This window comes from Sulfitobacter sp. 1A15299, from assembly GCF_043556915.1.
In the GTDB taxonomy this organism is placed as follows: Bacteria; Pseudomonadota; Alphaproteobacteria; order Rhodobacterales; family Rhodobacteraceae; genus Sulfitobacter.
In genome coordinates this window covers 370,444-395,179 of sequence record NZ_JBIFFJ010000002.1, presented here as the reverse complement: position 1 = coordinate 395,179, position 24,736 = coordinate 370,444, and the positions used below count along the sequence as shown (strand labels likewise).

The following is a 24,736-nucleotide window of genomic DNA, read 5'->3' as shown; positions in this document are numbered from 1 at the left end:
CGTTCAGGGCTTTCTGCGCGACGGGGCGGCGGTATCGGCCGCGGGGGGCGGTATCTCTGCCACCTCCCGCCGTGCCGCGATCAGTGCCATGGCCGCATCCCGAGCCATCTCTTCGCGGGTGACGGGCGGCGCGCCTGCCGGTTCATCGGACGCTGCCGGATCTGCCCCCTCCGCATCCCGCGCAGCGCCTGCGCCGTTCAAATTGCCTACATTCATCACTGCCCCTTTTTCCTTGGAAGGAGCCCACACCCGCCGTCAGACTGGGGGGCATGTGTTAACGGGGACTTAAACGCAGGGTGGCGCTGGCCGTTAGGGTTAATCGTTTGGCGCTGGCGCGGGCTGATCCAATAGCGCGCCGAACATCGCCTGAAGATGGGCCTGCGCGCGGGGGCGGGGATCGGTCTCGGGGCCGAGCAGGATTTGCGCCTGCGCCTCGAAATCCGCGTAATGCTGGGTCGTTGCCCAGATGGAAAAAATCAGATGTTGCGGGTCCAGCGCGGGCAGTTTGCCCGCCGCTACCCAGCCCGCGATCACGGCGCATTTCTCGTCGAACAGGGGTTTGAGATGGCTGTGCAACTCGGGCTCGATCCGGGGCGCGCCTTGCAGGATTTCATTGGCGAAAAGGCGGCTTTCGCGTGGGAGTTCGCGCGACATGGTCAGCTTGCGTTCGACATAGTCCAAAATCTCGCGCCGGGGGTCGCCTTCGGGGTCCAGTTCCACCAACGGGTCGAGCCATGTTTCCATCAGCTGCGACAGCAAAGTGACGTGAATGTCTTCTTTGCCATTGAAGTAATAGAGAATATTCGGTTTGCTCAGCCCAGCCTCGGCGGCGATTTGGTCCAGCGTGGCACCCCGGTAGCCGTGTTTGGAAAAGACTTCGAGCGCGGCATCCAGAATCACCCGGCGGTTGCGTCGTTGGATGCGGCTGGGTTTCTTGGCGGAGCTTTCGGGCAAGGCAATGATCCTTGGTGCTGCTAAAAAAGGCGTTTGCCGGATCGGCGGCGGGTTGTTTCAAACCAGTTCTTGACAGAGCCTAACCTAATCGCAATCGTGGATTTACCAAATGGTAAAAAAACAACACGGCCCCAGCCGATGACAGAGGAGTGACCTATGCCCGCGCCCGGAGAGAACCTCAAGATTGATCCCGACCGTCTTTGGGATTCCTTGATGGAAATGGCCAAGATCGGCCCCGGCGTGGCGGGGGGCAACAACCGCCAGACGCTGACGGATGAAGACGCCGAAGGCCGCGCCCTGTTCCAAAAGTGGTGCAAAGAGGCGGGCTGTACCATGGGGCTTGATCAGATGGGCAATATGTTCGCCCAGCGGGAGGGCGCCGACCCCGATGCGCTGCCGGTCTATGTGGGCAGCCACCTCGACACCCAGCCGACGGGCGGGAAATACGATGGCATCCTTGGCGTGCTTGGCGGGTTGGAGATCATCCGCACGATGAACGATCTGGGGATCAAGACCAAACACCCGATCGTCGTGACCAACTTCACCAACGAAGAAGGCACCCGTTACGCCCCCGCGATGCTGTCGTCGGGGGTTTTTGCTGGCATCCACACGCAAGACTGGGCCTACGCGCGCACCGATGCCGAAGGCAAGAGCTTTGGCGACGAGTTGCAGCGCATCGGCTGGCGCGGCGAGGAGGAAGTGGGCAAGCGCAAGATGCATGCCTTCTTCGAGCTGCACATCGAACAGGGCCCGATCCTCGAAGCCGAGGGCAAGGATATCGGCGTCGTCACCCACGGGCAGGGCTTGAGTTGGACCCAGGTAACGATCACCGGCAAGGACAGCCACACCGGCTCTACCCCGATGCCGATGCGCCGGGATGCCGGTCTCGGGATGGCGCGGGTGTTGGAGAAGGTGAATGAGATCGCGCTCAGCCACGCGCCCCATGCGGTTGGCGCGGCGGGCCATATCGAGGTCTATCCCAATTCGCGCAACGTGATCCCCGGCAAGACGGTCTTTACCGTCGATTTCCGGTCGCCCGAACTGTCGGTCATTGAGGATATGGAGGCCCGTTTGCGCGAAGAGGGTCAAAAGATCGCCGACGATATGGATGTGCAGATCGAATTCGAAAAGGTCGGCGGCTTTGATCCCGTGGCCTTCGACGCGGGCTGCGTGACGGCTGTGCGCAACGCTGCCCAACGGCTGGGCTACAGCCATATGAACCTGATCTCGGGCGCGGGTCACGATGCCTGCTGGATCAACCGCGTGGCGCCTACGGCGATGGTGATGTGCCCCTGTGTTGATGGTCTGAGCCACAACGAGGCCGAGGAGATTACCAAGGATTGGGCCAAGGCGGGGGCGGATGTGCTGCTCCATGCGGTGCTGGAGACGGCGGAAATAGAGGGCTGAACACGCGGGCGGAGGTCGGGGGTGCTGCCCCGGCCCCCGATGTGAACAGCCAGAAAGATGGGGAGAGAAAGATGAGCAAGGTAATCAAGGGTGGCATGGTCTGCACGGCGGATCGAACGTGGAAAGCCGATGTGCTGATCGAGGGAGAGAAGATCAAGCGCATCGGCGAAGACCTTACGGGGGACGAATACATCGACGCCGAAGGCGCCTATGTGATCCCCGGTGGGATCGACCCCCATACGCATTTGGAGATGCCCTTCATGGGCACCACGGCGGCTGAGACCTTTGAGTCCGGCACATGGGCCGCGGCGGTGGGCGGCACCACGATGGTGGTCGACTTCTGCCTGCCGGGCGCCGATGGCAGCATCAAGAACGCGATCAACGAATGGCATCGCAAGTCGGCGCCGCAGATTTGTTCGGACATCGGCTATCACATGGCCGTTACCGGCTGGGACGAGACCGTCTTCAACGAGATGAAGGACGCGGTCGACATGGGGGTGAACAGCTTCAAGCATTTCATGGCCTACAAGGGCGCCTTGATGATCGAGGACGACGAGATGTTCGCCTCCTTCAAGCGCTGCGCCGAATTGGGCGCGCTGCCGATGGTCCATGCCGAGAATGGCGATCTGGTGGCCGAGTTGCAGCAGAAGTATTTCGATCAGGGCATCACCGGACCGGAGGGCCATGCCTATTCCCGCCCGCCCGAGCTTGAGGGCGAGGCCGCGAACCGCGCCATCACCATCGCCGATACGGCGGGCGTGCCGCTTTATATCGTGCATGTCTCTTGCGAACAGACCCATGAGGCAATCCGGCGTGCGCGGCAGAAGGGGATGCGGGTTTATGGCGAGCCGCTGATCCAGTTCCTGACGCTGGACGAGTCGGAATATTTCAACACCGATTGGGACCATGCCGCGCGCCGCGTCATGTCGCCGCCCTTCCGCTCGAAGGATCATCAGGACAGTCTTTGGGCCGGGTTGCAATCGGGCAGCTTGCAGGTGGTCGCCACGGACCATGCCGCTTTCAGCACTGAGCAGAAACGCGCGGGCCGCGATGATTTCCGCATCATCCCCAACGGCTCGAACGGGCTGGAGGAGCGTCTGGCCGTGCTCTGGACCGAAGGGGTGGAGACGGGCCGGCTGACGCCGAACGAGTTCGTCGCCACGACCTCGACCAATATTGCCAAGATCCTGAATATCTATCCGCAGAAGGGTGCCATCGTCGAAGGCGCGGATGCCGATATCGTGGTTTGGGATCCGAAGATCACCAAGACGATCAGCCCCGCGAACCATCATTCGGTGCTGGATTACAACGTCTTCGAAGGCTTCGAGGTCAAGGCGCAGAGCCGCTTTACCCTAAGCCGTGGCGAGGTGATCTGGGCCTGGGGGCAGAACAGCCAGCCGCAGCCCGGTCGTGGCCGTTTCGTACCGCGCCCGGCCTTCCCGAGCGCCAATGTCGCGCTCAGTAAGTGGAAGGAACTCAACAGCCCCAAGATGATCAAGCGTGATCCGCTGAACATCCCGGCGGGGATCTGAGCCATGTAGAACCGCCACGATAACCGGGTAAAGTGCCGCGCCAAAAGCGGCCGACCAACAGGGAAGTAAAATACGTGAATGACAGCCAGAGCGTGATCAGCGCCAGCAATCTTGACCTGACCTTTCAAACCAATGACGGGCCGGTCCACGCGTTGAAAGACGTGAACCTCGAGATCCACAAGGGGGATTTCGTCAGCTTCATCGGCCCATCGGGCTGTGGCAAGACGACCTTCCTGCGGGTCATGGCCGATCTAGAGCAGCCCACGGGCGGCACCGTGACCATCAACGGCGTCTCGCCCGAGGAAGCGCGTAAATCACGGGCCTATGGCTACGTCTTTCAGGCGGCGGGTCTTTACCCGTGGCGCACCATCGGCGGCAACATTCGCCTGCCGCTTGAGATCATGGGCGTGCCCCGGGCCGAGCAGGACCAGCGGGTGAAACGGGTGCTCGACCTGGTGGAGCTTTCGGGCTTCGAGAAGAAGTTTCCTTGGCAGCTCTCGGGCGGGATGCAGCAGCGCGCCTCGATCGCGCGGGCGCTGTCCTTCGACGCCGACATCCTGCTGATGGACGAGCCTTTCGGCGCGCTGGACGAGATCGTGCGCGACCACCTCAACGAGCAGCTTTTGAAGCTCTGGGCGCGGACCGAAAAGACCATCGCCTTCGTCACCCATTCGATCCCCGAGGCGGTGTATCTCAGCACCAAGATCGTGGTGATGAGCCCGCGGCCGGGCAGGATCGCTGACGTGATCGAAAGCCCGCTGCCGCGCGAACGGCCCTTGGAGATTCGCGAAAGCCCGGAATTCCTCGAGATCGCGCACCGCGTGCGCGAGGGGCTGCGCGCCGGGCATGGGGACGATTGATGCGGAATATTATCCCCATTCTCACGGTCGTGGGTCTGTTGATCGTCATCTGGTATGGCGCGGCTGTCGCGCTCAACGCGCAATGGGCGCGGGATGTGGCGGCACGGGGCGACAAGACGCTGACATTCTCGGAACTGGTGGCCGACACATGGTCGCAGGAGAAACCGAAACTTCCCGCGCCGCATCAGGTCGGCGCGGAACTGTGGAAGACCACGGTAGAGAAGAAGGTCACCTCGAAACGCTCGCTGATCTACCACACATGGGTCACCTTCAGCGCGACCTTTCTGGGCTTCGTCATGGGCACCGCGCTCGGCACGCTTTTGGCGGTGGGGATCGTCTTCAACCGGACCATGGACATGAGCGTGATGCCCTGGGTGATCGCCAGTCAGACCATTCCGATCCTCGCCATCGCGCCGATGATCATCGTGGTCTTGAATGCCGTGGGCCTGTCGGGCCTGCTGCCGAAGGCGATCATCAGCATGTATCTGTCGTTCTTCCCGGTGGTCGTGGGCATGGTGAAGGGGCTGCGCAGCCCCGATCAGATGCAGCTTGACCAGATGCGGACATGGAACGCGAGCGGCTGGCAGACCTTCTGGAAACTGCGGCTGCCGTCGTCGATGCCCTATTTCTTCACCTCATTGAAGGTCGGCGTTGCGGCCTCGCTGGTCGGGGCCATCGTGGGTGAGATGCCGACCGGGGCGGTTGCGGGACTCGGTGCGCGGCTCTTGGCCGGTAGCTACTACGGCCAGACCGTGCAGATCTGGAGCGCGCTTCTGATGGCGGCTGCGCTTGCGGCGGCGATGGTGGGGCTCATCGGGCTGGTGCAGCGGCTGACACTCAAGCGGATGGGGATGGCATGATGGGCTGGGTTCTTTTCGCCATTTTCGCATGGATCGCGGGCCTGTCGCTCAATGTCTGGCTGGCCCGGCAGCGGCCCTCGCGGGGGGCGTCGCTGGCGGCGCCGCTGGTCTTTGGCATTACGCTCATTGCCGTCTGGGAAGGCGTGGTGCGCGGTTTCGAGATCAATCAAGTGCTGCTGCCCGCGCCCTCGGTCATCGCGGCGCGCATGGCCACGTCGCTCGACATCCTGTGGATCGACTTCGTGCAGACCGTCATCAAGGGGGCGCTGAGCGGCTACATCATCGGCTGCGGCGCGGCCTTCCTGACGGCGCTGGCGATCGACCGCTTCCCCTTCCTGCAACGCGGCCTTTTGCCGGTGGGCAATTTCGTGGCCGCGCTGCCGATCATCGGCATGGCGCCGATCATGGTGATGTGGTTCGGCTTTGGCTGGCAGTCCAAGGCGGCGATCGTCGTGGTCATGGTCTTCTTCCCGATGCTGGTGAACACCGTGCAGGGGCTTCAGGCCAGCGATGCCATGCAGCGCGACCTGATGCGCACCTACGCGGCGGGCTATTGGCGCACGCTTGTGAAGCTGCGGCTGCCGGCGGCGATGCCTTTCGTCTTCAATGGGCTCAAGATCGGCACCACTCTTGCCCTCATTGGCGCCATCGTTGCCGAATTCTTCGGCTCTCCGGTGCTGGGGATGGGCTTTCGCATCTCTACCTCGGTGGGCCAGCTTGCGCTTGATCTGGTCTGGGCCGAGATTGTTGTCGCGGCGATAGCCGGATCGGCGTTCTATGGTATCATGGCCCTTATCGAAGGACGGGTGACCTTTTGGCACCCCAGCCAAAGGAACTAGAGACGACCAACCAACAGGGAGATAAAAATGAAAACCATCACGAAGATCGCTGCCGGGGCGGCCTTGGGCCTCTGGGGGGGCGTGGCGCAGGCCGCCGACAACCTGACGCTACAGCTTAAATGGGTCACGCAGGCCCAGTTCGCGGGCTACTACGTGGCCAAAGACAAAGGGTTCTATGAGGAAGAAGGGCTCGATGTCACCATCAAGCCCGGCGGGCCGGACATTGCGCCGGTGCAGGTGCTCTTGGGCGGCGGGGCCGATGTGATGGTGGACTGGCTGCCCTCGGCGCTGGCCGCGCGCGACAAGGGCGCGCCGATCGTCAACATCGCGCAGCCCTTCGCCAAATCCGGCCTGATGCTGACCTGCCTCAAGGAACATGGCATCGAAAGCCCCGAGGACTTCCCCGGCAATACGCTTGGGACATGGTTCTTCGGCAATGAGATTCCGCTGATGAGCTGGATGGGCAAGCTGGGCTATCCCACCGATGGCTCCGAAGGCGGCGTGACGATCCAGAAGATTAACTTCAACGTCGATCCGCTGCTGCAAAAGCAGGTCGAATGCGCCACCACCATGACCTACAACGAATATTGGCAGGTGATCGACGCCGGTCTGACGCCCGAGGATCTGGTAGTCTTCAAATATGAGGACGAGGGCATCTCGACGCTGGAAGACGGTCTTTATACCACCGAGGAGAACCTCGAAGACCCCGAGATGGTCGACAAGCTGGCGCGTTTCGTCCGGGCCTCCATGAAAGGCTGGAAATACGCCGAGGAGAATGTCGAGGAAGCCGCCGAGATCGTGCTGGAAAACGACCAGACCGGCGCCCAGACCGAGAAGCACCAGACCCGCATGATGGGCGAGATCGCCAAGCTGACCGAGGGCAGCGACGGGCGGTTGGACGAGGCGGCCTTTGATCGCAGTGCGGCGATCACTATGGAAGGCGGAATGATCACCAAGGCGCCTGAGGGCGCTTGGACCCATGACATCACGGACAAGGCGCTTCAGTAAGCTTTGGCGTCTATGATGAAGGGAGGGGCTGGCGCGCTGCGCTGGCCCTTTTTCGTTTGTGCGACGTTCCCAAGCGGCCTCACGGCCCGGAATCAAGCCGCAGGCGCCGGGCCATCGCCTGCCCGTCCCGGCGGGTAGGCGATTTGGCGAGAATTGCTCTGCGCTTTCTCCCGCACATCAAATCTGCGCCATAAAGTGGCATTGTCTGATGTTGTGATCGCCTCCCCACGGGCAGACGATGGCCCTTTGAGCCGGAGCCGATGTAAGCGGTAAAGGCCAGCGCAAAGCTCGGCCCTTATTCTCCTCTAGGGGGCCTTAAAGCACCGTGACCTTCGTCCCGATCGGCACCCGCTGATACAGGTCGATCACATGCGCGTTCAGCATCCGAATGCAGCCGTTCGACACGGACCGCCCGATGGAGTTCGGCTGCGTGGTGCCATGGATGCGGAAGAAGGTGTCCCGCCCGTTCTGGAACAGATAGAGCGCCCGCGCGCCCAAGGGGTTGCCGGGGCCGCCGGGCTGGGCGTCGGTGTTGCCGATGAAACGCTTGTAGGTCTGCGGCTCGCGTTCGATCATCTCATTGGTTGGCCGCCATGTGGGCCACTCCTTTTTGACGTCGATGGTCGCGGTGCCGGTGAATTCCAGCCCCGCTTTGCCGACGCCTACGCCATAGCGCATCGCTTGGCCCGGCGACGTGACGAAATAGAGGTAATGGCTGCGCGGCAGGATCAGCAATTGCCCGGGCGCATATTGTGCCTTGACCGGGACCATCTGCGGGGCGGGGTCATAGGCGGCGGTGCGGGCCTGCGCCATCAGGGGTAGGGCGGCTGCGGCCACGGTGCTGGTCAAAAAGGTACGGCGGCGCATGGCAGGCTCCATCAAAATATTGCGGTTTCCCCGCATTTTGCCATGGGAGGCCATTTTAGCAAGGCTCGACACAAAAAAACCGACCTGCCGGTATCGGCAGGTCGGTTCGAATTCTTACATCAGGGCCGAAGCCCCCGGGCCTTAGGCCAGCGCGAGGTTGGTCGCGGATTCACGGCCGTCGCGGCCAGCTTCGATGTCGAAGGTCACTTTCTGGTTGTCGGCCAGGCCGGTCAGGCCAGCGCGCTCAACAGCGGAAATGTGCACGAAAACGTCTTTGCTGCCGCCGTCGGGTGCGATGAAGCCGAAGCCTTTAGTTGTGTTGAACCATTTTACGGTGCCAGTGGCCATATCCGTAGTCTCCATATTGATGCCATCCGCGTTGGTGCGATGGCCCGGCGTGGTTGGTCTGGATCGATAGACTGAGCGCCGTATGAGGGAGACAGTGGTCGAAAAAGATAACGTCTGCACTGTCTATATTGCACTCGGGGGGGATTCGTTCAAGGGGCATCGCATTTTGGCGGGTTTCGGCGGGACCGGGAACACGGTTTTCGGCAAATTCCCGCCACGAAGTTTCGCGATCCCCATATTTTGCGGGGAACGCGCCAAATTGCACCGTCCCGAGTTTGCCGCAAACCGGTCTCATTGCTGCCCGGCGCAGGTGGTTTTTTGCCAGAAAGCCCCAAGTGCGCCTGCCAGCGCCCCCCATGTGGAGTAACGAGACATGATGCGTATCCTTGCCGTAGACGATGACCCGGTCATCCTTGATCTGCTCACAGGTTGCCTGACCGAGAATGACAATTACGAGCTGACCTGCTGCGAAAGCTCGGAAGAGGCGCTGGAGATCATGCAGGAGTCGAACCGGCCCTTCGACTCATTCCTGCTCGATATCATGATGCCGGGCATCAACGGGATCAGCCTGTGCGAGATGATCCGCGATGTGCCATTCTACCGCGCCGTGCCGATCATCATGATCACGGCGAGCAAAGAGCCTGCGATGATGCAACGGGCCTTCGACGCGGGTGCCACGGATTTTCTTTGCAAGCCATTGGACGGTGTCGAACTCAGTGCGCGGATCAATTCTGCCAGCATGCTGAACGCATCCCTGCTGCGCGAACGCGAGGCGCAGCATACGCTGGCCGAGTTGACGCAGATGATGCAGATCCGCTTTGACGAGGATTTCGACCTCGATGTCTCGGCCTGTAGCAATGTTTCCGCGCTTGAGAATTACCTGCTGCGCCTGCCAAGCGGCTGTTTCTCGATGAGCCTGTTTTCGATCTCGGTCGAGGGGGCGCGCGGCATCTATCGCGCGGTCAAGGCTCCGGCCTTCCGCCGCCAGATGGAGCAGGTGGCCCGCGCCTCCGTGCATTCGCTGGAGGGCATGCGTTTTCATCTGGCCTATGCGGGCAGCGGGCGTTTCATCGGCGTGGTGATGAGCCGCGCACGGTTGAACACGGCCTCGATGGCCGAGCGGATGCGCGAGCATCTGGAGAAGAACTGGGACGGCAAGGGCATGAACGGCGGACTGGCCCCGTCCTTGCAGCTGCATTCGGTGACCGAGCAGCGCCTCTGGTCGGGTCTGTCGGCCAGCAACAAGCTGCGCGAATATCTCCAAAGCTGGGATCCGCTGCACGGCTTGGTGCGGCATGATGAGGATAACCTCTTTGCCCAGTTGGAAACGGCGATCGACGACGAACGCTGAGGGCAGGAGCCTTTGAAGGGATAGACCCGTCCGCATTGCGGGCGGGTTTTTGCGTTCATGTGCAGAGGGCGTCGCCCTCCCTGGGGGGCGATCTTAACGGTTTGGGTTTGCGAGGGGTGAGTAGGGCGCGCTGACGTTTTTGCATGTCGGTACGTTGCAAAATCGCCCTCCGGGGGGAGGGAGGGCGATGCCCGGCGTGCCGCCGGGCGGGCTTCTAGCAAAGGAGCGCACGAAAAAGGGCGCCGGAAATTCGACGCCCTCCAAATTGCTAAGTCGCAATCCTTACCGCGCGAACTTCTTGTGTTTCAGGCGCTTCGGCTCCAGCGCATCAGCACCCAGACGGCGCTTCTTGTCTTCTTCGTAGTCTTCGAAGTTGCCCTCGAACCATTCCACATGCGCCTCGCCCTCAAAGGCCAGAATATGCGTACAAATCCGGTCGAGGAAGAAACGGTCGTGCGAGATCACCACGGCGCAGCCCGCGAAATCCACCAGCGCGTCTTCGAGCACCCGCAGGGTCTCCACGTCGAGGTCGTTGGTCGGTTCGTCCAAGAGCAGGACGTTGCCGCCCTCTTTCAGCAGCCGCGCCATATGCACGCGGTTGCGCTCACCGCCCGACAGGAGGCCGACTTTCTTCTGCTGGTCGCCGCCCTTGAAGTTGAAGGACGAGCAATAGGCGCGGCTGTTCACCTCGGCATCACCGAGCTTGATCAGCTCCGCCCCACCCGAGATCGCCTGCCAGACGGTGTCGTCGGGGTTCAGATCGTCGCGGCTCTGATCGACGTAGGAGAGTTCAACGGTGTCACCGTACTCGATGCTGCCCTCGTCGGGTTGCTCGTGGCCGGTCAGCATCTTGAAGAGCGTCGATTTACCCGCGCCGTTGGGGCCGATCACGCCGACGATGCCACCGGGCGGCAGCGAGAAGTCGAGCCCGTCGATCAACTGCTTGTCGCCCATGTGCTTCTTCAGGCCCTCGACCTCGATCACCTTGTTGCCGAGGCGCGGGCCGTTGGGGATGACGATCTGGGCGCGGGAAAGCTTTTCGCGTTCGGATTGTTCGGCCATCTCGTTATAGGCCGCGATACGGGCCTTGGATTTTGCCTGACGGGCCTTGGCGCCTTGGCGCATCCATTCGAGTTCGCGCTCCAGCGTCTTTTGCTTGGACTTGTCCTCGCGGGCTTCCTGCGCCAGCCGCTTGGCCTTCTGCTCCAGCCAGTCGGAGTAGTTGCCCTCGTAAGGAATGCCCCGGCCACGGTCCAGTTCAAGAATCCAGCCGGTGATGTCGTCGAGGAAGTAGCGGTCGTGGGTGACGCAGAGGATGGTGCCTTTGTAGTCGATCAGGTGCTGCTGCAACCAAGCGACGGTCTCGGCGTCGAGGTGGTTGGTCGGCTCGTCGAGCAGCAGCATGTCGGGCGCTTCCAAGAGCAGCTTGCAGAGCGCCACGCGACGCGCCTCACCGCCCGAGAGGTTTTCCGGCATCGCGTCGTCCGGCGGGCAGCGCAGCGCTTCCATCGAGACATCGATCTGGCTGTCGAGATCCCACAGGTTCTGCGCGTCGATGTCGTCTTGCAGCTTGGCCATCTCCTCGGCGGTCTCATCCGAGTAGTTCATCGCCAGTTCGTTGTAACGGTCGAGGATGGCCTTCTTCTCGGCCACGCCCTCCATCACGTTCTCGCGCACGGTCTTTTCGGGGTCGAGTTTCGGCTCCTGCGGCAGGTAGCCGACCTTGGCACCCTCGGCGGCCCATGCCTCGCCCGAGAAATCCTTGTCGAGCCCGGCCATGATCTTGAGCAGCGTGGACTTACCCGCGCCGTTGACGCCGACGACACCGATCTTCACGCCGGGGAGGAAGTTCAGGTGAATGTTTTCGAATGTCTTCTTGCCCCCGGGATAGGTCTTGGAGACGCCGGACATGTGATAGACGTATTGATAGGCGGCCATTGGAGAATCCTTGCAACGCGTTTTGGGGTTTGCAGTGCAATATCCCCCGGGCGGGGCAATATCAAACACTCTGTATCGCGTAGGCACCCCGCCCGGCGAAGCTTTGCAAGGCGGGCAAGCCGCCTGCGCAAGAAGAAGGCAGGGCGGGCTATTTAATGGTTTTGCAAGGGTTTGGCAGGCGATCCGCCCAGTCGATCGGTGAAATTCGGTCGACTTTTCTGCCGTTTTCGCGCTAGACTCTATTCAATCTGCGGTTAGGTGACGAAGTTCACCAACTTCAGAGTAGGGAGGTTGAAGGCGGTTTTCGCCCGTCATGGGGGCTGCCTTTAGCGCAACAACAGGGAAATACTCATGACTAAATCCACCATCGTTGTGGGTCTGGACGGGTCGGAGGCCGGTGCGCGTGCCTTGGCGTTTGCTCAGTCACAGGCCAAACAGATCGGGGATTGTTCGATCACCGTTTGCTTTGTGATCGAATGGTCGCCTTTCACCTTTCAGACCAAGGAAGAGAACGAGCAGCGCCACAAGCGGCGCGAGCAGGAGTTGCAGCGCGCCCATGATGTGGTGCTCGATCCTGCTGTGGCCGAGGCCAAGGCCGCCGGTGTCGAGGTCGAGGGTATCGTGCGGCATGGCGACGTGGCCGATATCCTCGAAGCGGTGGCCAAGAAGCGTGGCGCGATTCAGATCGTCGTCGGGCGGGTTGGTGAGCGGGGCCTCAAGCGGCTCTTCGGTGGGGTGACGGGCCGGTTGGTCGCAGGCTCCAGCGTGCCGGTCACGATCATTCCCTGAAAGGAAACGCCATGAACAAGTTACTGACCTTTGCGATGGCGGCCTTTGCGTCATTGCTGCCGGGCCTTGCCGCCGCGCAAGAGACTATCGGCATCGACCAACGTATCAACCAGATTTTTGCCGATTATACCGGCTGGTACGTATCTTTCATCTTTGCCCCGCTACCGGGCACGAATTTTTCTTGGATCGCGCTTTGGCTGGTCGTGGGGGCCGTGGTCTTCACCGTCTATTTCGGGGCCATCCAGATTAAAGGGTTCTGGCATTCGATCCAGCTTGTGAGAGGGGATTACTCCGATCCCGACGACGCGGGCGAGGTGAGCCACTTCCAAGCGCTGGCGACGGCGCTGTCGGGCACCGTGGGTCTGGGCAATATCGCGGGCGTCGCGGTGGCGGTCAGCATCGGCGGGCCGGGGGCGACCTTTTGGATGGTGATCGCGGGCCTGTTCGGCATGGCCACGAAGTTCACCGAATGTACGCTCGGTGTGAAATACCGCAATGAATTCCCCGACGGCCATGTCTCGGGCGGGCCGATGTATTACATCGTCAAAGGCTTTTCCGAGCGTGGCTTACCGCTGGGGGGCTTCATGGCGGTGCTCTTTTCGATCTTCACCATCCTCGGCGCGCTTGGCGGGGGCAATATGTTCCAAGCCAATCAAGCCCATGCCCAGCTTGCGGGTGTCTTGGGGGACTATCCGGGCTGGATCACCGGGGTCGTCCTTGCCGGCGTGACCTTTGCGGTGATCGCGGGCGGTCTGAAATCCATCGCGCGGGTGACTGAAAAGATCGTGCCTTTCATGGGTATCTTCTATGTGTTGGTCTCGATCCTGATCCTGATCATCAATTGGGATATGATCGGCTGGGCCTTCGGGCAGATCTTCATGGGCGCCTTTACCGGCCTCGGCGTGGTCGGCGGCTTTACCGGCGCGCTGATCCAGGGCTTCCGCCGCGCGGCCTTCTCCAACGAGGCGGGCATCGGCTCGGCCGCCATCGCCCACTCGGCGGTGCGCACCAAGGAGCCGGTGACCGAGGGCTACGTCGCCCTGCTGGAGCCCTTCATCGACACGGTGGTGATCTGCACCATGACCGCGCTGGTCATCGTGATCAGCGGCGTGCTCAACCAAGACCCCGAGACCGGTCTCTATATCTGGAACGCCGAAGCTGGCCGGATCGCGACCGAGGGCGAAGTCAGCGGCGTGGCCCTGACCTCGGCGGCCTATGCGCGGGCCTTCTCCTGGTTCCCGGTGCTGCTGATGGTGGCGGTGGTGCTCTTTGCCTTTTCGACCATGATCAGCTGGTCCTACTACGGGCTCAAGGCGTGGACCTATCTCTTTGGCGAGGGGGCGGCGAAGGAGTTGACCTTCAAGGTGATCTTCTGCCTCTTCATCGTGATCGGCGCGGCGGCGAGCCTTGGGCCGGTGATCGACTTCAGCGATGCGATGCTCTTCTCAATGGCGATCGTGAACATCATCGCGCTCTATTTCCTGATGCCGATCGTGAAGCGTGAGTTGAACAGCTATGTCGCGCGGCTGCGCTCGGGCGAGATCGTGAAGCACAAGTAAGGGCTTCGCATTGACAAAGGGCTGCAATGCCCCTCCTTTGGCCCCTGATTTCGGATCGGGGGCCATTTTCTTGCGCAATACCATGCCATTCGCCACCAAAGGGCAGGTTGTGGGCCTGTTGGGCGGGTCGTTTGACCCGGCGCATGAGGGCCATGCGCATATCACCCGCGAGGCCTTGAAACGCTTTGGGCTGGATCGGGTCTGGTGGCTGCTGAGCCCCGGCAACCCGTTGAAAGAGCATGGCCCGGCGCCCATGGCGCAGCGCATGGCGCGGGCGCGGGTGGTGATGGATCATCCCAAGGTCGAGATCACGGATATCGAGGCGCAGCTTGGCACGCGCTACACCGCTCAGACGCTGGCGGCGCTGCGGCAGCACTATCCCGGCGTGCGGTTCATCTGGCTGATGGGGGCCGATAACCTTGCGCAGTTCCACCTCTGGCAAGACTGGCGGCAGATCATGGAGACGGTGCCGGTGGGCGTGTTGGCAAGGCCCGGCCAGCGCATCTCGGCCCGGATGAGCCGGGCAGCGACGCTTTATGCGCCCTACCGGATTGCGGGGCGGAACAGCCAATTGCTGGGCCGCGCCACGGCGCCTGCGTGGTGTTTCGTCAATGTGCCGATGGTCGATGTCTCTTCCACCGCATTGCGCGCGGCGGGGGGCTGGCGCTCAGCGTAGCCGGGCCGAAGTGATGCCCGCAGTGATGATCACCGCAAGCCCTGCCCAAGTCAGCGCATCGGGCAGGGTGCTGAACAGGAACAGCCCCAGCAGCACCGCCGCGATCAGTTGGAAATAGACCAGCGGCGCCAGCCGCGTGGCGGGCGCCCGGCGGTAGGCATAGAGCAGCAGCAGATTGCCCAGCATGGAAAACAGCGCGCTCGCGGTGGCCAGCCCCGCGACGGGCAGGGTCGCCGCGGGCAGGTTCATCAGCCCCAAGGGCAGCAGCATCACCGCGCTCATCGCCAGTTGGGTAAAGGTCAGCGCGAGGGGTGGGGCGAGGTCAGACAGCCAGCGCGACATGGTGAGAAAGACGCCGTAGAACAGCCCCGCCGCCACGGCAAAGAGCAGCCCCGGCCCGCCTGTGCCGCCGCCCAGCCCCGGACGCACCACCAGCAGCACGCCGCAAAAACCCATCAGGATCAACGCGCTGCGCAGCAGGCTGATGCGCTCGCGCAGAAACATCGCGGCCAGCAGATAGCTGATCATCGGCCCGATAAAGAAGGCGGCAAAGACATTGGCAATCGCCTCGGTTCTGAGCGCGGTTTGAATGCAGGTGATCCCCAAGGCCAAGGTGCCCGCCCGCAGCCAGAGCCGCCAATCGCGCATCAGCCCCCATGTGCCACGGGGCAGGAACGGCAGCACCATCAGCGCCCCAATGGCAAAGCGCGACCATGCCACGAAGACCGGTGCCACCCCCATGCCAGAGGTCAGGATTTTCCCCGCGCTGTCCCCTGCGGGGATCAGCGACATGGCGATAAACATGATCGGGATAGCGCGTTGCATGACGTTGGGGTAGCAGGTCGGCGGTTTTGTGCAACTGCGAAAGTTCCACCATTGTCAGAGCGGTTGTGGCCGAACGCCGCTTGGGGTTTATATCAAGCCCATGAGCCAGAATTTTTCACGACGTTTCACACGCCGCATTTTCCTTGGGACGGCTGCCGCTGCACTGGCGGCGGCCTCTGCCTGGGCCGAGCCGCCGACCACTTCATTGCGCCCCGTGGGGCGCGATGCCGACCTGTATAAACAGGCCATTCCGAATGTGTCCGAGATCATCGCCGACAGCGGCATCACCGGCACGGTGGCCTTTGCCGTGGTCGATGTCGACACTGGCATCTGGCTGGAGGCGTCCAACGCCACCGATGGCATCCCGCCCGCCAGCAGCATCAAGGCGATCACCGCGCTTTATGCGCTGGATGAACTGGGGCCGGATCATGTGTTCGAGACGCGCCTTTTGGCGACCGGCGGTGTTGTGGGTGGCGAGGTGCAGGGCGATCTGATCCTCGTTGGCGGAGGGGATCCGACCCTCGACAGTGACAATCTGGGGCAGATGGCCGAGGAGTTGAAAGAGGCGGGCATCATCGGCGTGAAGGGGGCTTTCAAGGTCTATGAAGGCGCGCTGCCTGCGACCTTTGCGATTGATCCCGAACAGCCCGACCATGTGGGCTACAACCCCGGCGTCTCAGGCATCGCGCTGAACTACAACCGGGTGCATTTCGAGTGGAAGCGCAGCGGTGACGGCTATGACGTAACGATGGAGGGCCGCGCGGCGCGCTATGCCCCCGCCGTGCGCACCGCCACGATGGAGGTCGTGGACCGCAGCGGGCCGGTCTATACCTATGAAAACCGGCCCGAACGCGATGTCTGGACAGTTGCAAAGGGGGCTTTGGGCTCGGGCGGGGCGCGTTGGCTGCCGATCCGACGGCCCGGTGTCTATGCGGGCGACATCTTTGCCACCATCGCGCGGAGCCATGGCATCAAACTGGGCGATGCGGAACTGGTCGAGACGCTGCCAGAGGGCGAGACCCTCGTCACCCACCGCAGCGCCGAGTTGCGGTCCATCCTCAAGGACATGTTGGAGTATTCCACCAATCTGACCGCCGAGATGGTCGGCATGGCCGCCAGCGCCAAACGGTTGGGCACGGTGCCGAGCCTGCGCGCCTCTGCCGCCGAAATGAACAAATGGGCGATTGAGGAACTGGGCATGGAAAACCCGGCGATGATCGACCATTCGGGTCTTGGCGACGACAGCAAGATGACCGTGCATGACATGGCCGGAGGGCTGGCGCGCATTCATGGCACGGGGCTGCGGCCGATCCTGAAACCGGTCTATCTGCGCGATGATCGGGGCCGGCCTGAGCGCGACAATCCGATTGAGATCGACGCGAAGACCGGCACGCTGAACTTCGTCTCGGCGCTGGCCGGCTTCCTGACCACGCCCGAGGACCGGGTGCTGGCCTTTGCGATCCTGACCGCGAATATCGAGGAGCGGGCCAAGATCAGCCGGGCCGAGCGAGAGCGCCCGCCGGGGGCGCGGGCTTGGAACGCGCGGGCCAAACGTGTGCAACGCGGGCTGCTGGAGCGGTGGGGGCTTTTGTACAACGTGGCTGTGAAGCCCGAGCCGGAGAGCGACGCCGCGCCAGAGGCTCAAACCGCGCCCGACTCTGATGCCGAAGATATCGGGGCCGAGCCGGAAGTCGCTTTGGAAGAGTCCTAACCCGCGCTTAGGTCAGGTGCCGCGCCCGCGCGCCGCGTTCGATCGCGGCGGCGTGGAGCCTGTCGATGTTAAGCTCATAGCGGATTTCTTCGAGCAGGCGCAGTTCGGCCTCGTCTAGCGTGCCATCGGCGGCGGCCACGTCGCAGGCCAGCGCATAGGCCGTTTCATGCAAACGCTCCGGCAGGGCCTCGCGGATCAGGCCAAAGAGGGCATCCAATCCGTCCTCCTGTTCGAACAGGTCAAAGACCGTTTTGCCAATCGTCGAGACGCGGTCATTGTCATAGCCCGAGAAGACCGGCAGCAAGTTCAGCGCGGATTCGATTTTGACCAGTTCGGCGGTGCGGATGTCCTCATCCGAGGCCGAGACCGCGATCATCAGCGCGACAAGGCTGTCTTGGGCGCTGAGCGAGAGGGAAGATGTGTCGGGCATCGCGGTATCCTTTGCACAGGTATGTTGCGGTGCAGAATATTGACCCTCAGGGAGTGAAGCAATAGGAACGGGCGACCCCGTGCGCATTGGGCGCAGGGACGCCAAGAGATGGATGATCTGACATGTCCGAGACCCGAGACGCGGCACTCAGCAGCAAAGCATGGCCCTTTGAAGAAGCCCGCCGGGTGCTCAAACGCTATGCCAAGAAGCCGCCAGAGAAGGGTTATGTGCTGTTCGAGACCGGCTATGGCCCCTCGGGCCTGCCGCATATCGGCACCTTCGGCGAGGTGCTGCGCACCACGATGATCAAGCGCGCCTTTGAAGAGATCAGCGACATTCCGACCAAGCTGGTCTGTTTCTCGGATGACCTCGATGGCATGCGCAAGGTGCCGGGCAACGTGCCGCAGCGCGAGATGCTCGAAGAGCATATGCACAAGCCGTTGACCTCCGTGCCCGACCCCTTCGGCACGCATGAAAGCTTTGGCCATCACAACAACGCGATGCTGCGCCGCTTCCTCGACACCTTCGGCTTCGAGTATGAGTTCTATTCGGCGCGCGAGTTCTACCGCTCGGGCCAGTTCGACGAGGTGCTGCTGCGCGCCTGCGAGAAATACGACGAGATCATGGAAGTGATGCTGAAGTCGCTGCGCGAGGAGCGTCGCCAAACCTATTCGATCTTTCTGCCGATCCACCCCGAGACGGGGCGCGTCATGTATGTGCCGATGAAGGAGGTCAACGCCAAGGACGGCACGATCACCTTCGACGACGAGGACGGCAACGAGATGACCCTGCCGGTCACGGGGGGCAACGTGAAGCTGCAGTGGAAGCCCGACTTCGGCGCCCGCTGGGCCGCGCTCGACGTCGACTTCGAGATGTACGGCAAGGAGCACGCCACCAACACCGCGATCTACGACCGCATCTGCGAGATCTTGGGCGGCAAGAAGCCCGAGCATTTCAGCTATGAGCTGTTCCTCGATGAGAACGGGCAGAAGATCTCCAAGTCCTCGGGCAACGGCATCTCGATCGACGAGTGGCTGACCTATGCCAGCACCGAGAGCCTGTCGTATTTCATGTTCCTCAAGCCGAAGACGGCCAAGCGCATGTATTTCGACGTGATCCCCAAGGCGGTCGACGAATACCACCAGCAGCTGCGCGCCTATGAGACGCAGGACGTGAAGGCACGGCTTAACAACCCCGTCTGGCACATCCACGGCGGTGATGTCCCGAAGTCAGACATGGTGGTGCCCTTCTCGATGCTCTTGAACCTCGCCTCGGTGTCGAGCGCCGAGGACAAGTCGCAGCTTTGGGGCTTCATCCAGCGCTATGCGCCCGAGGCAACGCCCGAGGCCAATCCCGGCATGGATGCGGCGGCAGGTCACGCGGTGCGCTATTTCAACGACTTCGTAAAACCGACGAAGGTGTTCCGCGCGCCCACCGAGTTGGAACGCGAGGCGCTGGAAGACCTGCGCGAGCGGCTGAAGGTCTGGGACAGCGGCCTTGATGCCGAGGCGCTGCAGAGCATGGTTTTCGCCGTCGGCAAGGAGCGTTTCGATCCGCTGCGCGACTGGTTCAAGGCGCTGTACCAGGTGCTTCTGGGGGCCGATCAAGGGCCGCGGTTCGGCGGGTTCATCGCGCTGTATGGTGTGGACGAGACCGTGGCGCTGATCGACGACGCGCTTGCGGGCAAGCTGACCGGCGCGTGAAACTTTTGCCTCTGCCCTTGCGTGACTTAGATCATTCAGCAAGGGCAAGGGGGAAAGGCAATGCGCAAAGGGATGTTCACGTTTTTCGGAGGGCTGGTGCTATCGGCCCTCCTGAGCTTTGGCGCGATGGCGCAGCAGGCCGAGATCGAAGAGACGATCAACCGCCAGTTCGACGCCTTTCGCGCGAATGATTTCGCCACCGCATTAGAATTCGCCACGCCGAATTTGCAGCGCTATTTCCAAACCCCTGAGAACTTTCGCAGCATGGTAAGCAATGGCTACCCCATGGTGCAGAACCCGGCGGAGGTGCGGTTCCTCGACCGGCGCGCGGATGGGGCGCGTTTCTATCAGGTGGTGCAGGTGGTCGATCCTCAAGGGTTCACGCATCTGCTGGGCTATTTGATGGAAAAGACGGAGGCGGGCTGGCGCATTGGCGCGGTGCAAATCCTCGACGCGCCGGGGGCCAATGTCTGACCCTTGTTGCGCGGCTCCCGCACGGCGGGGCAAATGCGGGTTAATACATCGTTGATACTTCCCTGACCTCGCGGTTCGGCCCTCGCCGAGCCTGAGCAGTTGAGCGGCGCGCCCCGGTGGGAGGTGCGGACCGGGGAAAGGAAATGCGATGAACAAGGCGATTACCGATGGCGTGGTGTTGATGCCCACCCCCTTTGCGGCGGGGCTGGATGTCTGGTCAAGCGGCGACGGCACGCCGGGGTCGGACACCTATGAGAACGCGGCCAATGCCGCCTTTGTCCCCGCAGATCAGGATTTCGGTGGGGCGCTGGAACTGCTGAAAACGCAGGCCACGCAGCGGCTGCGCTACATGGGGCAGACCCCGCTGCTGCCGGGCTGCTATCTGCGGGTGACAGCGCGGGTGAAGGCGGTCAGTGGTAACCTGCCGACGGTGCGGATCGCGGGCTATCCGGCGCAGGCGGGTGGGGGCCGGGTGAGCGGTGTGACGGAGACCGGGCCGGCGGTTGCGCTGACGGCCTATGGCGAGGTGGTCGAGGTCAGCGCGATCATCGGCAGCGGCGACCGTGGCGGGGTCGATATGGTCTGGGGCACCGGGGCCGTCTACGGGCATTTCGGGCTGGACCTGACCGGGCCCACGGGCGGTGTGGTCCGGATCGACGATATCGTGATCGAGGATGTCACCTCGGTCTTTCTGCGGGACATGCTGGCGCAGGTCGATGTGCGCGACTTTGGTGCGGTCGGCAATGGGGTGAGCGACGACACCGTCGCCTTCGAGGCCGCAAATGCCGCCGCGGCGGGGCGCACGGTACTGGTGCCTGCGGGGAACTACCTGTTGAACGGGGATGTGACCTTTGACACGCAGGTCAAATTCGAGGGTCATGTGACCATGCCGGTGGGGGCGGTGCTGCTGCTGCGCCGCAATTTCGATCTGCCCAGCTATATCGAAGCCTTCGAAAATGAAGAGACCGCTTTTCTGAAAGCATTTCAGGCGCTTTTGAACAATGCGGATCACGATTCGCTCGATATGGGGGGGCGCAAGGTGAATGTGACCGGGCCGCTCGACATGCAGGCGGCGGTGCCGGACAAGACCAGCTATGCCACCCGCCGGGTGATCCGCAACGGCCAGCTTGAGGCCGCGTCGAGCAGCGCTTGGGATACGGTGGTGGTGACCTCGCAGGGGCGCTACGCGGCTTCGGACGCGCGCAAGCTGACTAATGTCACCAATATCGCCAATGTGCCGGTGGGCGCGCTCGTTGAAGGGACAGGGGTGGGGCGCGAGATCTATGTGCGGTCCAAGAATGTCGCCACGCAGGAGATCACGCTCAACGCGCCGCTTTACGATGCGGAAGGAACGCAGAATTTCACCTTCCGCAAGTTCCAATACATGGTGGATTTCAGCGGCTTCGCCTCGCTGTCGAAATTCGTGCTCGATGATATCGAGTTCCAGTGCAACAACCGCTGCAGCGCGATCAACCTTGCGCCTTCGGGGCTGATCTTTCACCTGCGCGACTGTTTCGTCAGCCGCCCGAAAGACCGCGGCGTCACCTCGATCGGCGGGGGCTGTCAGGGCATGTTGATCGACCGCTGCCAGTTTCTGTCGGCGGAGGATGCGCTGACCGTGCCGAACCGGTCCTCCATCGCGCTTAACACCAACGCCAACGACGTGAAGCTGCGCGATTGCCGTGCGACCAAGTTCCGCCACTTCGCGCTGCTTGCGGGGGGCAACAGCATCGTGACGGGCAATCATTTCTTTCAGGGCGATGAGGTCGACAACGGTGTTCGCTCGGCGGGGTTGATCCTTGCTTCGGCCCATACCAGCGCGGTGGTGACGGGGAACTACGTCGACAATTGCTTTATCGAATGGACGAATGAGCAAGACCCGACCCCGGCCTTCACCACGGGCTACTCATTCAGTGCGCTCAGCATCAGCGACAATATCTTTTTGTCTGGGGAAGTCGCCCCGTGGTTTAGCTATATCGTAGTAAAACCGCATGGTGCGGGGCATTTCCTGAGCGGGGTGAGCATCACCGGCAACCGTTTCCGCAGTCTCAACGGCAGCATCGACCGGGCCGAGCGGGTGGATACGACCTTTGCCGATCTTGATCTGTCGCGTTGCAAGAACGTGGTAATGAAGGGCAATTCCTTCCATGCGGTGACCACGCAGGTTGAGAATATGGCCGAGATCGAGTTCACCCAATCGACCCCGTCAGAGACGTGGGTGATTGATACCGCCGGGCATCTGCCGTTCGAGGGGCAAGCGCTCAACAGTGATGCGGTGGTGGCCCATGGGGCGATCCGCAACGGCAACAACGTGGCGCAATTCGACATGCCTTATGTGAAACACGCCGAGGGGCCGGACCGGGATCAGTTGCATGTGGTTTGGCCAACGCCGGTGAAGGGCAAGGTCTCTGTCATGGTGCGGATGGACAACCGCTAACCGAGGCGCGGCCCTGAGGTGTGAAGCGGCCCTGCCGGAGATCGGCGGGGCCATTTGCTTTAGAATTCCCGCCAGAGGCTAAGAGTGAGGGCGGAATTTTCTGGCGCGTCGAAGGGGATTTCGCTGCCCAATTGCAGGCGGTATTTGGTGAAGCTGGGCGACAGGACGATGGAAGGGGCGAATTTGGCATAGGTCTCACCCCCGGTGTAGGTGAGAAAGACCTGTGCCATTCCGGTGGTCACGGGGGTGAAGTCGAGCCCGGCGGTGCTGTCGATCTTGATGACCTCTTGGGAAAAGCCAAACTCCCATCTTGCGGAGGCATCGACGGTAAGCCAGCCATTCCGTTCGCCCAAGGTGAAGCCGCGGCCCCAAGACAGCCCGGCCCTGAGGTGGGGCGAGATGAACTCCCCCGACCAGCTTGCCCCGGCACCGATGTCATAGGCCCAGCGGCCTGTCTCGCTCGGCTCTCCCAAGGGGAAACGCAGGAAGACGGTGGCATGGCCGCTTTGCAGGCCAAAACGGCTTTGTGCGGTGTTGAGGTCGAAGCCGAAGGTGAGAGATTCGCGCAGCCCGTATTCGATATAGGTGCTTTGGGAGAGGTCGTAGAAGTAGGTTGCCGAGAAAGAACTTGAGATGAAGGTCGTGCCTTCCTCGCGCAGCCATGGCCCAGCATCGGCGGCGGCGGGGCTGAACTGGCAGGCCAGTAGGGTGAGGCAAAGGGCAGATCGCATGGCAGGCTCCTGCTGCGATCTTGGTTAATAGCGCTTAACAAATCGTTGCTTGCGGGGGAAGAACGTGAAAACCCGGCGCCGAGGGCACCGGGTTTCGCAGTTGCTATGTCAGGGGCGTCAGACGTGAGCCCCGTCAGACGTGAGCCCCGTCAGACGTGAGCCTTGTCGCCTCGGGGGCCTGCAATGAGCCAGGCGATAAAGCCCAGCACCGGCAGGATGATGATGCCCAAGATCCAAGCGATCTTGGCCGCGCCCGAGGCGTTTGAGGTAGCGACCTGATAGATGGCGTAGATGTCGGCGATGAGGACGATGAGCCCTAAAAGTCCATATTCCATTGTTTGATCCCTCTCGAATGCGTGCGTTTCTATTGTTGGACAACCCGAGTGTTGGACAACCCGAGGGCGGGCTTATTGGTTCCCGCAGCGCGCCGCGACGGGGCTGAGCCAATCCTCGCCAGTCTGCCCGTATTGCGGGAACCGGCACCGCCGATCTCGGGTTTTGCCGGTACAGCAATCATGAGAGGAACAAGCCATGACTGACACGACAGCACCCGCATCGCTGGTTTCTTCGGACAACGTGAACGGCACCGCCGTTTTCAGCGCGGATGGGACCGAAATCGGCCATATCGATCACCTGATGATCGACAAGAAATCCGGCAAGGTCGCCTATGCCGTGATGGGCTTCGGCGGTTTTCTGGGCCTCGGGGAAGAGCATTACCCGGTGCCGTGGACTGCGTTGAACTATGACCCGTCGCGCGATGGTTTCATGACGAACATCGACGAGGCAACGGTTAAAGGCGCGCCGGAACGGACCGAGCGGTGGCACAGCGACCGCGCGTGGCAAGAGCGGACGTTCGATCACTACGGCGTGCCATATTACTGGATTTGAACAGCTCACCAAGCAGTTAGGGGAGGCGGTGACGCCTCCCTTTCGCTGTGGCGATCCTCTGCGTTCGCCATTGTTTTTGTGCGGCGGATCGGGTCTGATGAGCGTGCGGCTGGTTTGGCCGTGATTGGAAAGGAACCCCGATGCGCCGATTGTTTGCCCTTGGCTTGTTGTTGACCCTCGCGGGATGCGGCGTGCCTTTCGTACCCTTCATTTGATTTAGGAGTTCCCTTCGATGGAAGCCTTTCTTGATACACTTGGCGCCGTGGCGCTGATCGCACTCGTGGTGGTCGGGCTTGCCGCCGGGGCCATTGCCGGCGCCGTGGCGGGCCGGAACCGTCTTCTTTACCTTGTTCTGGGTGTCGTCGGCGCCGTGGCGCTGCCTTTCATCCTTGCCGCGCTGGGCGTGACGGTGGTGGCTGCGGGGGGCTTGCTTTTGCTGCTGGTGGTCGCGGCAATCGGTGCGGCGCTGGTGCTGGCCTTGGTGGCGGCGCTGCGACGGTAGCTGCGGCGTTTAGTGTCGGATCGTGCAAGGGCCACCCCGCGGGGGCG

Annotated in this window: 25 protein-coding genes; 16 read left to right on the top strand and 9 right to left on the bottom strand. The window is 62.1% G+C overall.

Features of this window, described 5'->3' with window-relative positions; all coding sequences use genetic code 11:
* Positions 1-3: 3 nt before the first annotated feature.
* Complete coding sequence (locus ACGYK7_RS05095; RefSeq protein ID WP_394399625.1) at positions 4-216, bottom strand: hypothetical protein; 213 nt, start codon at positions 214-216, stop codon at positions 4-6.
* A 99-nt stretch (positions 217-315) separates the two neighbouring features.
* Positions 316-954: a TetR family transcriptional regulator C-terminal domain-containing protein gene (locus ACGYK7_RS05090; protein ID WP_394399623.1), complete on the bottom strand. Its 639-nt coding sequence runs from the start codon at positions 952-954 to the stop codon at positions 316-318.
* A gap of 156 nt (positions 955-1,110) precedes the next feature.
* Here ACGYK7_RS05090 and ACGYK7_RS05085 point away from each other — a divergent pair, with 156 nt between their 5' ends.
* The 6 genes from ACGYK7_RS05085 (at position 1,111) to ACGYK7_RS05060 (ending at position 7,460) form a co-directional block, all read left to right on the top strand.
* The gene (locus ACGYK7_RS05085; RefSeq protein WP_394399621.1) at positions 1,111-2,361 is read left to right on the top strand and encodes a Zn-dependent hydrolase; all 1,251 of its coding nucleotides are present in this window, start codon (positions 1,111-1,113) and stop codon (positions 2,359-2,361) included.
* A gap of 71 nt (positions 2,362-2,432) precedes the next feature.
* On the top strand, positions 2,433-3,893 hold the full coding sequence (gene hydA, locus ACGYK7_RS05080; protein ID WP_394399620.1) for a dihydropyrimidinase: 1,461 nt from the start codon (positions 2,433-2,435) through the stop codon (positions 3,891-3,893).
* Between the two features lie 74 nt (positions 3,894-3,967).
* The gene (locus ACGYK7_RS05075; RefSeq protein ID WP_394399618.1) at positions 3,968-4,753 is read left to right on the top strand and encodes an ABC transporter ATP-binding protein; all 786 of its coding nucleotides are present in this window, start codon (positions 3,968-3,970) and stop codon (positions 4,751-4,753) included.
* Positions 4,753-5,613 (top strand): ABC transporter permease, encoded by an 861-nt coding sequence (locus ACGYK7_RS05070; RefSeq protein WP_394399616.1) that lies wholly within the window; start codon positions 4,753-4,755, stop codon positions 5,611-5,613. The genes ACGYK7_RS05075 and ACGYK7_RS05070 overlap by 1 nt, the downstream gene beginning before the upstream one ends.
* Positions 5,613-6,452 carry an ABC transporter permease gene (locus tag ACGYK7_RS05065; protein WP_394399614.1) on the top strand — a complete coding sequence of 280 codons (840 nt, stop codon included), beginning with the start codon at positions 5,613-5,615 and terminating at the stop codon, positions 6,450-6,452. Before ACGYK7_RS05070 ends, ACGYK7_RS05065 begins: the two co-directional genes overlap by 1 nt.
* Positions 6,453-6,479: 27 nt before the next feature.
* The gene (locus ACGYK7_RS05060) at positions 6,480-7,460 is read left to right on the top strand and encodes an ABC transporter substrate-binding protein (RefSeq protein ID WP_394399611.1); all 981 of its coding nucleotides are present in this window, start codon (positions 6,480-6,482) and stop codon (positions 7,458-7,460) included.
* Between the two features lie 315 nt (positions 7,461-7,775).
* On the opposite strand, the gene ACGYK7_RS05055 is transcribed toward ACGYK7_RS05060, so the two are convergent.
* Together ACGYK7_RS05055 and ACGYK7_RS05050 are read right to left on the bottom strand one after the other, a co-directional pair.
* Positions 7,776-8,327, bottom strand: coding sequence for a L,D-transpeptidase (locus tag ACGYK7_RS05055; protein WP_394399609.1), 552 nt, complete (start codon positions 8,325-8,327; stop codon positions 7,776-7,778).
* A gap of 141 nt (positions 8,328-8,468) precedes the next feature.
* Positions 8,469-8,675 (bottom strand): cold-shock protein, encoded by a 207-nt coding sequence (locus ACGYK7_RS05050; protein WP_067265226.1) that lies wholly within the window; start codon positions 8,673-8,675, stop codon positions 8,469-8,471.
* 373 nt (positions 8,676-9,048) lie between these two features.
* On the opposite strand from ACGYK7_RS05050, the gene ACGYK7_RS05045 reads away from it, so the two are divergent.
* Entirely contained in the window at positions 9,049-10,026 is a 978-nt protein-coding gene (locus ACGYK7_RS05045; protein WP_394399607.1) for a PleD family two-component system response regulator, read from the top strand.
* 282 nt (positions 10,027-10,308) lie between these two features.
* Here ACGYK7_RS05045 and ettA read toward each other — a convergent pair whose 3' ends face one another.
* Positions 10,309-11,964, bottom strand: a complete 1,656-nt coding sequence (gene ettA, locus ACGYK7_RS05040; RefSeq protein WP_394399605.1) for an energy-dependent translational throttle protein EttA — start codon at positions 11,962-11,964, stop codon at positions 10,309-10,311.
* 351 nt (positions 11,965-12,315) lie between these two features.
* On the opposite strand from ettA, the gene ACGYK7_RS05035 reads away from it, so the two are divergent.
* From ACGYK7_RS05035 to ACGYK7_RS05025, 3 genes are all read left to right on the top strand, one after another.
* A complete protein-coding gene (locus ACGYK7_RS05035; protein WP_394399603.1) occupies positions 12,316-12,753 on the top strand; it encodes a universal stress protein in 438 nt (145 codons plus the stop codon).
* Between the two features lie 11 nt (positions 12,754-12,764).
* On the top strand, positions 12,765-14,312 hold the full coding sequence (locus tag ACGYK7_RS05030) for an alanine/glycine:cation symporter family protein (protein ID WP_394399601.1): 1,548 nt from the start codon (positions 12,765-12,767) through the stop codon (positions 14,310-14,312).
* An 82-nt stretch (positions 14,313-14,394) separates the two neighbouring features.
* Positions 14,395-14,988, top strand: coding sequence for a nicotinate-nucleotide adenylyltransferase (locus tag ACGYK7_RS05025; protein WP_394399599.1), 594 nt, complete (start codon positions 14,395-14,397; stop codon positions 14,986-14,988).
* Here the strand turns inward: ACGYK7_RS05025 and ACGYK7_RS05020 are convergent.
* Entirely contained in the window at positions 14,980-15,813 is an 834-nt protein-coding gene (locus ACGYK7_RS05020) for a DMT family transporter (protein WP_394399597.1), read from the bottom strand. The two genes, ACGYK7_RS05025 and ACGYK7_RS05020, sit on opposite strands and share 9 nt — an antisense overlap.
* 100 nt (positions 15,814-15,913) lie before the next feature.
* On the opposite strand from ACGYK7_RS05020, the gene dacB reads away from it, so the two are divergent.
* A complete protein-coding gene (dacB, locus tag ACGYK7_RS05015) occupies positions 15,914-17,524 on the top strand; it encodes a D-alanyl-D-alanine carboxypeptidase/D-alanyl-D-alanine-endopeptidase (RefSeq protein WP_394399595.1) in 1,611 nt (536 codons plus the stop codon).
* Positions 17,525-17,531: 7 nt separating this feature from the next.
* Here dacB and ACGYK7_RS05010 read toward each other — a convergent pair whose 3' ends face one another.
* On the bottom strand, positions 17,532-17,954 hold the full coding sequence (locus tag ACGYK7_RS05010; RefSeq protein ID WP_067268129.1) for a tellurite resistance TerB family protein: 423 nt from the start codon (positions 17,952-17,954) through the stop codon (positions 17,532-17,534).
* A 122-nt stretch (positions 17,955-18,076) separates the two neighbouring features.
* Here ACGYK7_RS05010 and ACGYK7_RS05005 point away from each other — a divergent pair, with 122 nt between their 5' ends.
* The 3 genes from ACGYK7_RS05005 (at position 18,077) to ACGYK7_RS04995 (ending at position 22,568) form a co-directional block, all read left to right on the top strand.
* Positions 18,077-19,657, top strand: a complete 1,581-nt coding sequence (locus ACGYK7_RS05005; protein WP_394399593.1) for a lysine--tRNA ligase — start codon at positions 18,077-18,079, stop codon at positions 19,655-19,657.
* A gap of 72 nt (positions 19,658-19,729) precedes the next feature.
* On the top strand, positions 19,730-20,131 hold the full coding sequence (locus tag ACGYK7_RS05000; RefSeq protein ID WP_394399591.1) for a DUF4864 domain-containing protein: 402 nt from the start codon (positions 19,730-19,732) through the stop codon (positions 20,129-20,131).
* A gap of 148 nt (positions 20,132-20,279) precedes the next feature.
* Positions 20,280-22,568 carry a glycosyl hydrolase family 28-related protein gene (locus ACGYK7_RS04995; RefSeq protein WP_394399589.1) on the top strand — a complete coding sequence of 763 codons (2,289 nt, stop codon included), beginning with the start codon at positions 20,280-20,282 and terminating at the stop codon, positions 22,566-22,568.
* Between the two features lie 59 nt (positions 22,569-22,627).
* Here ACGYK7_RS04995 and ACGYK7_RS04990 read toward each other — a convergent pair whose 3' ends face one another.
* Complete coding sequence (locus ACGYK7_RS04990) at positions 22,628-23,299, bottom strand: hypothetical protein (protein ID WP_394399587.1); 672 nt, start codon at positions 23,297-23,299, stop codon at positions 22,628-22,630.
* Between the two features lie 149 nt (positions 23,300-23,448).
* The gene (locus tag ACGYK7_RS04985; RefSeq protein WP_394399585.1) at positions 23,449-23,634 is read right to left on the bottom strand and encodes a PLDc N-terminal domain-containing protein; all 186 of its coding nucleotides are present in this window, start codon (positions 23,632-23,634) and stop codon (positions 23,449-23,451) included.
* A 196-nt stretch (positions 23,635-23,830) separates the two neighbouring features.
* Here ACGYK7_RS04985 and ACGYK7_RS04980 point away from each other — a divergent pair, with 196 nt between their 5' ends.
* Both ACGYK7_RS04980 and ACGYK7_RS04975 read left to right on the top strand, forming a co-directional pair.
* Positions 23,831-24,187 (top strand): PRC-barrel domain-containing protein, encoded by a 357-nt coding sequence (locus tag ACGYK7_RS04980; RefSeq protein WP_394399583.1) that lies wholly within the window; start codon positions 23,831-23,833, stop codon positions 24,185-24,187.
* A 232-nt stretch (positions 24,188-24,419) separates the two neighbouring features.
* A complete protein-coding gene (locus tag ACGYK7_RS04975) occupies positions 24,420-24,689 on the top strand; it encodes a GlsB/YeaQ/YmgE family stress response membrane protein (RefSeq protein WP_394399581.1) in 270 nt (89 codons plus the stop codon).
* Positions 24,690-24,736 lie beyond the last annotated feature (47 nt).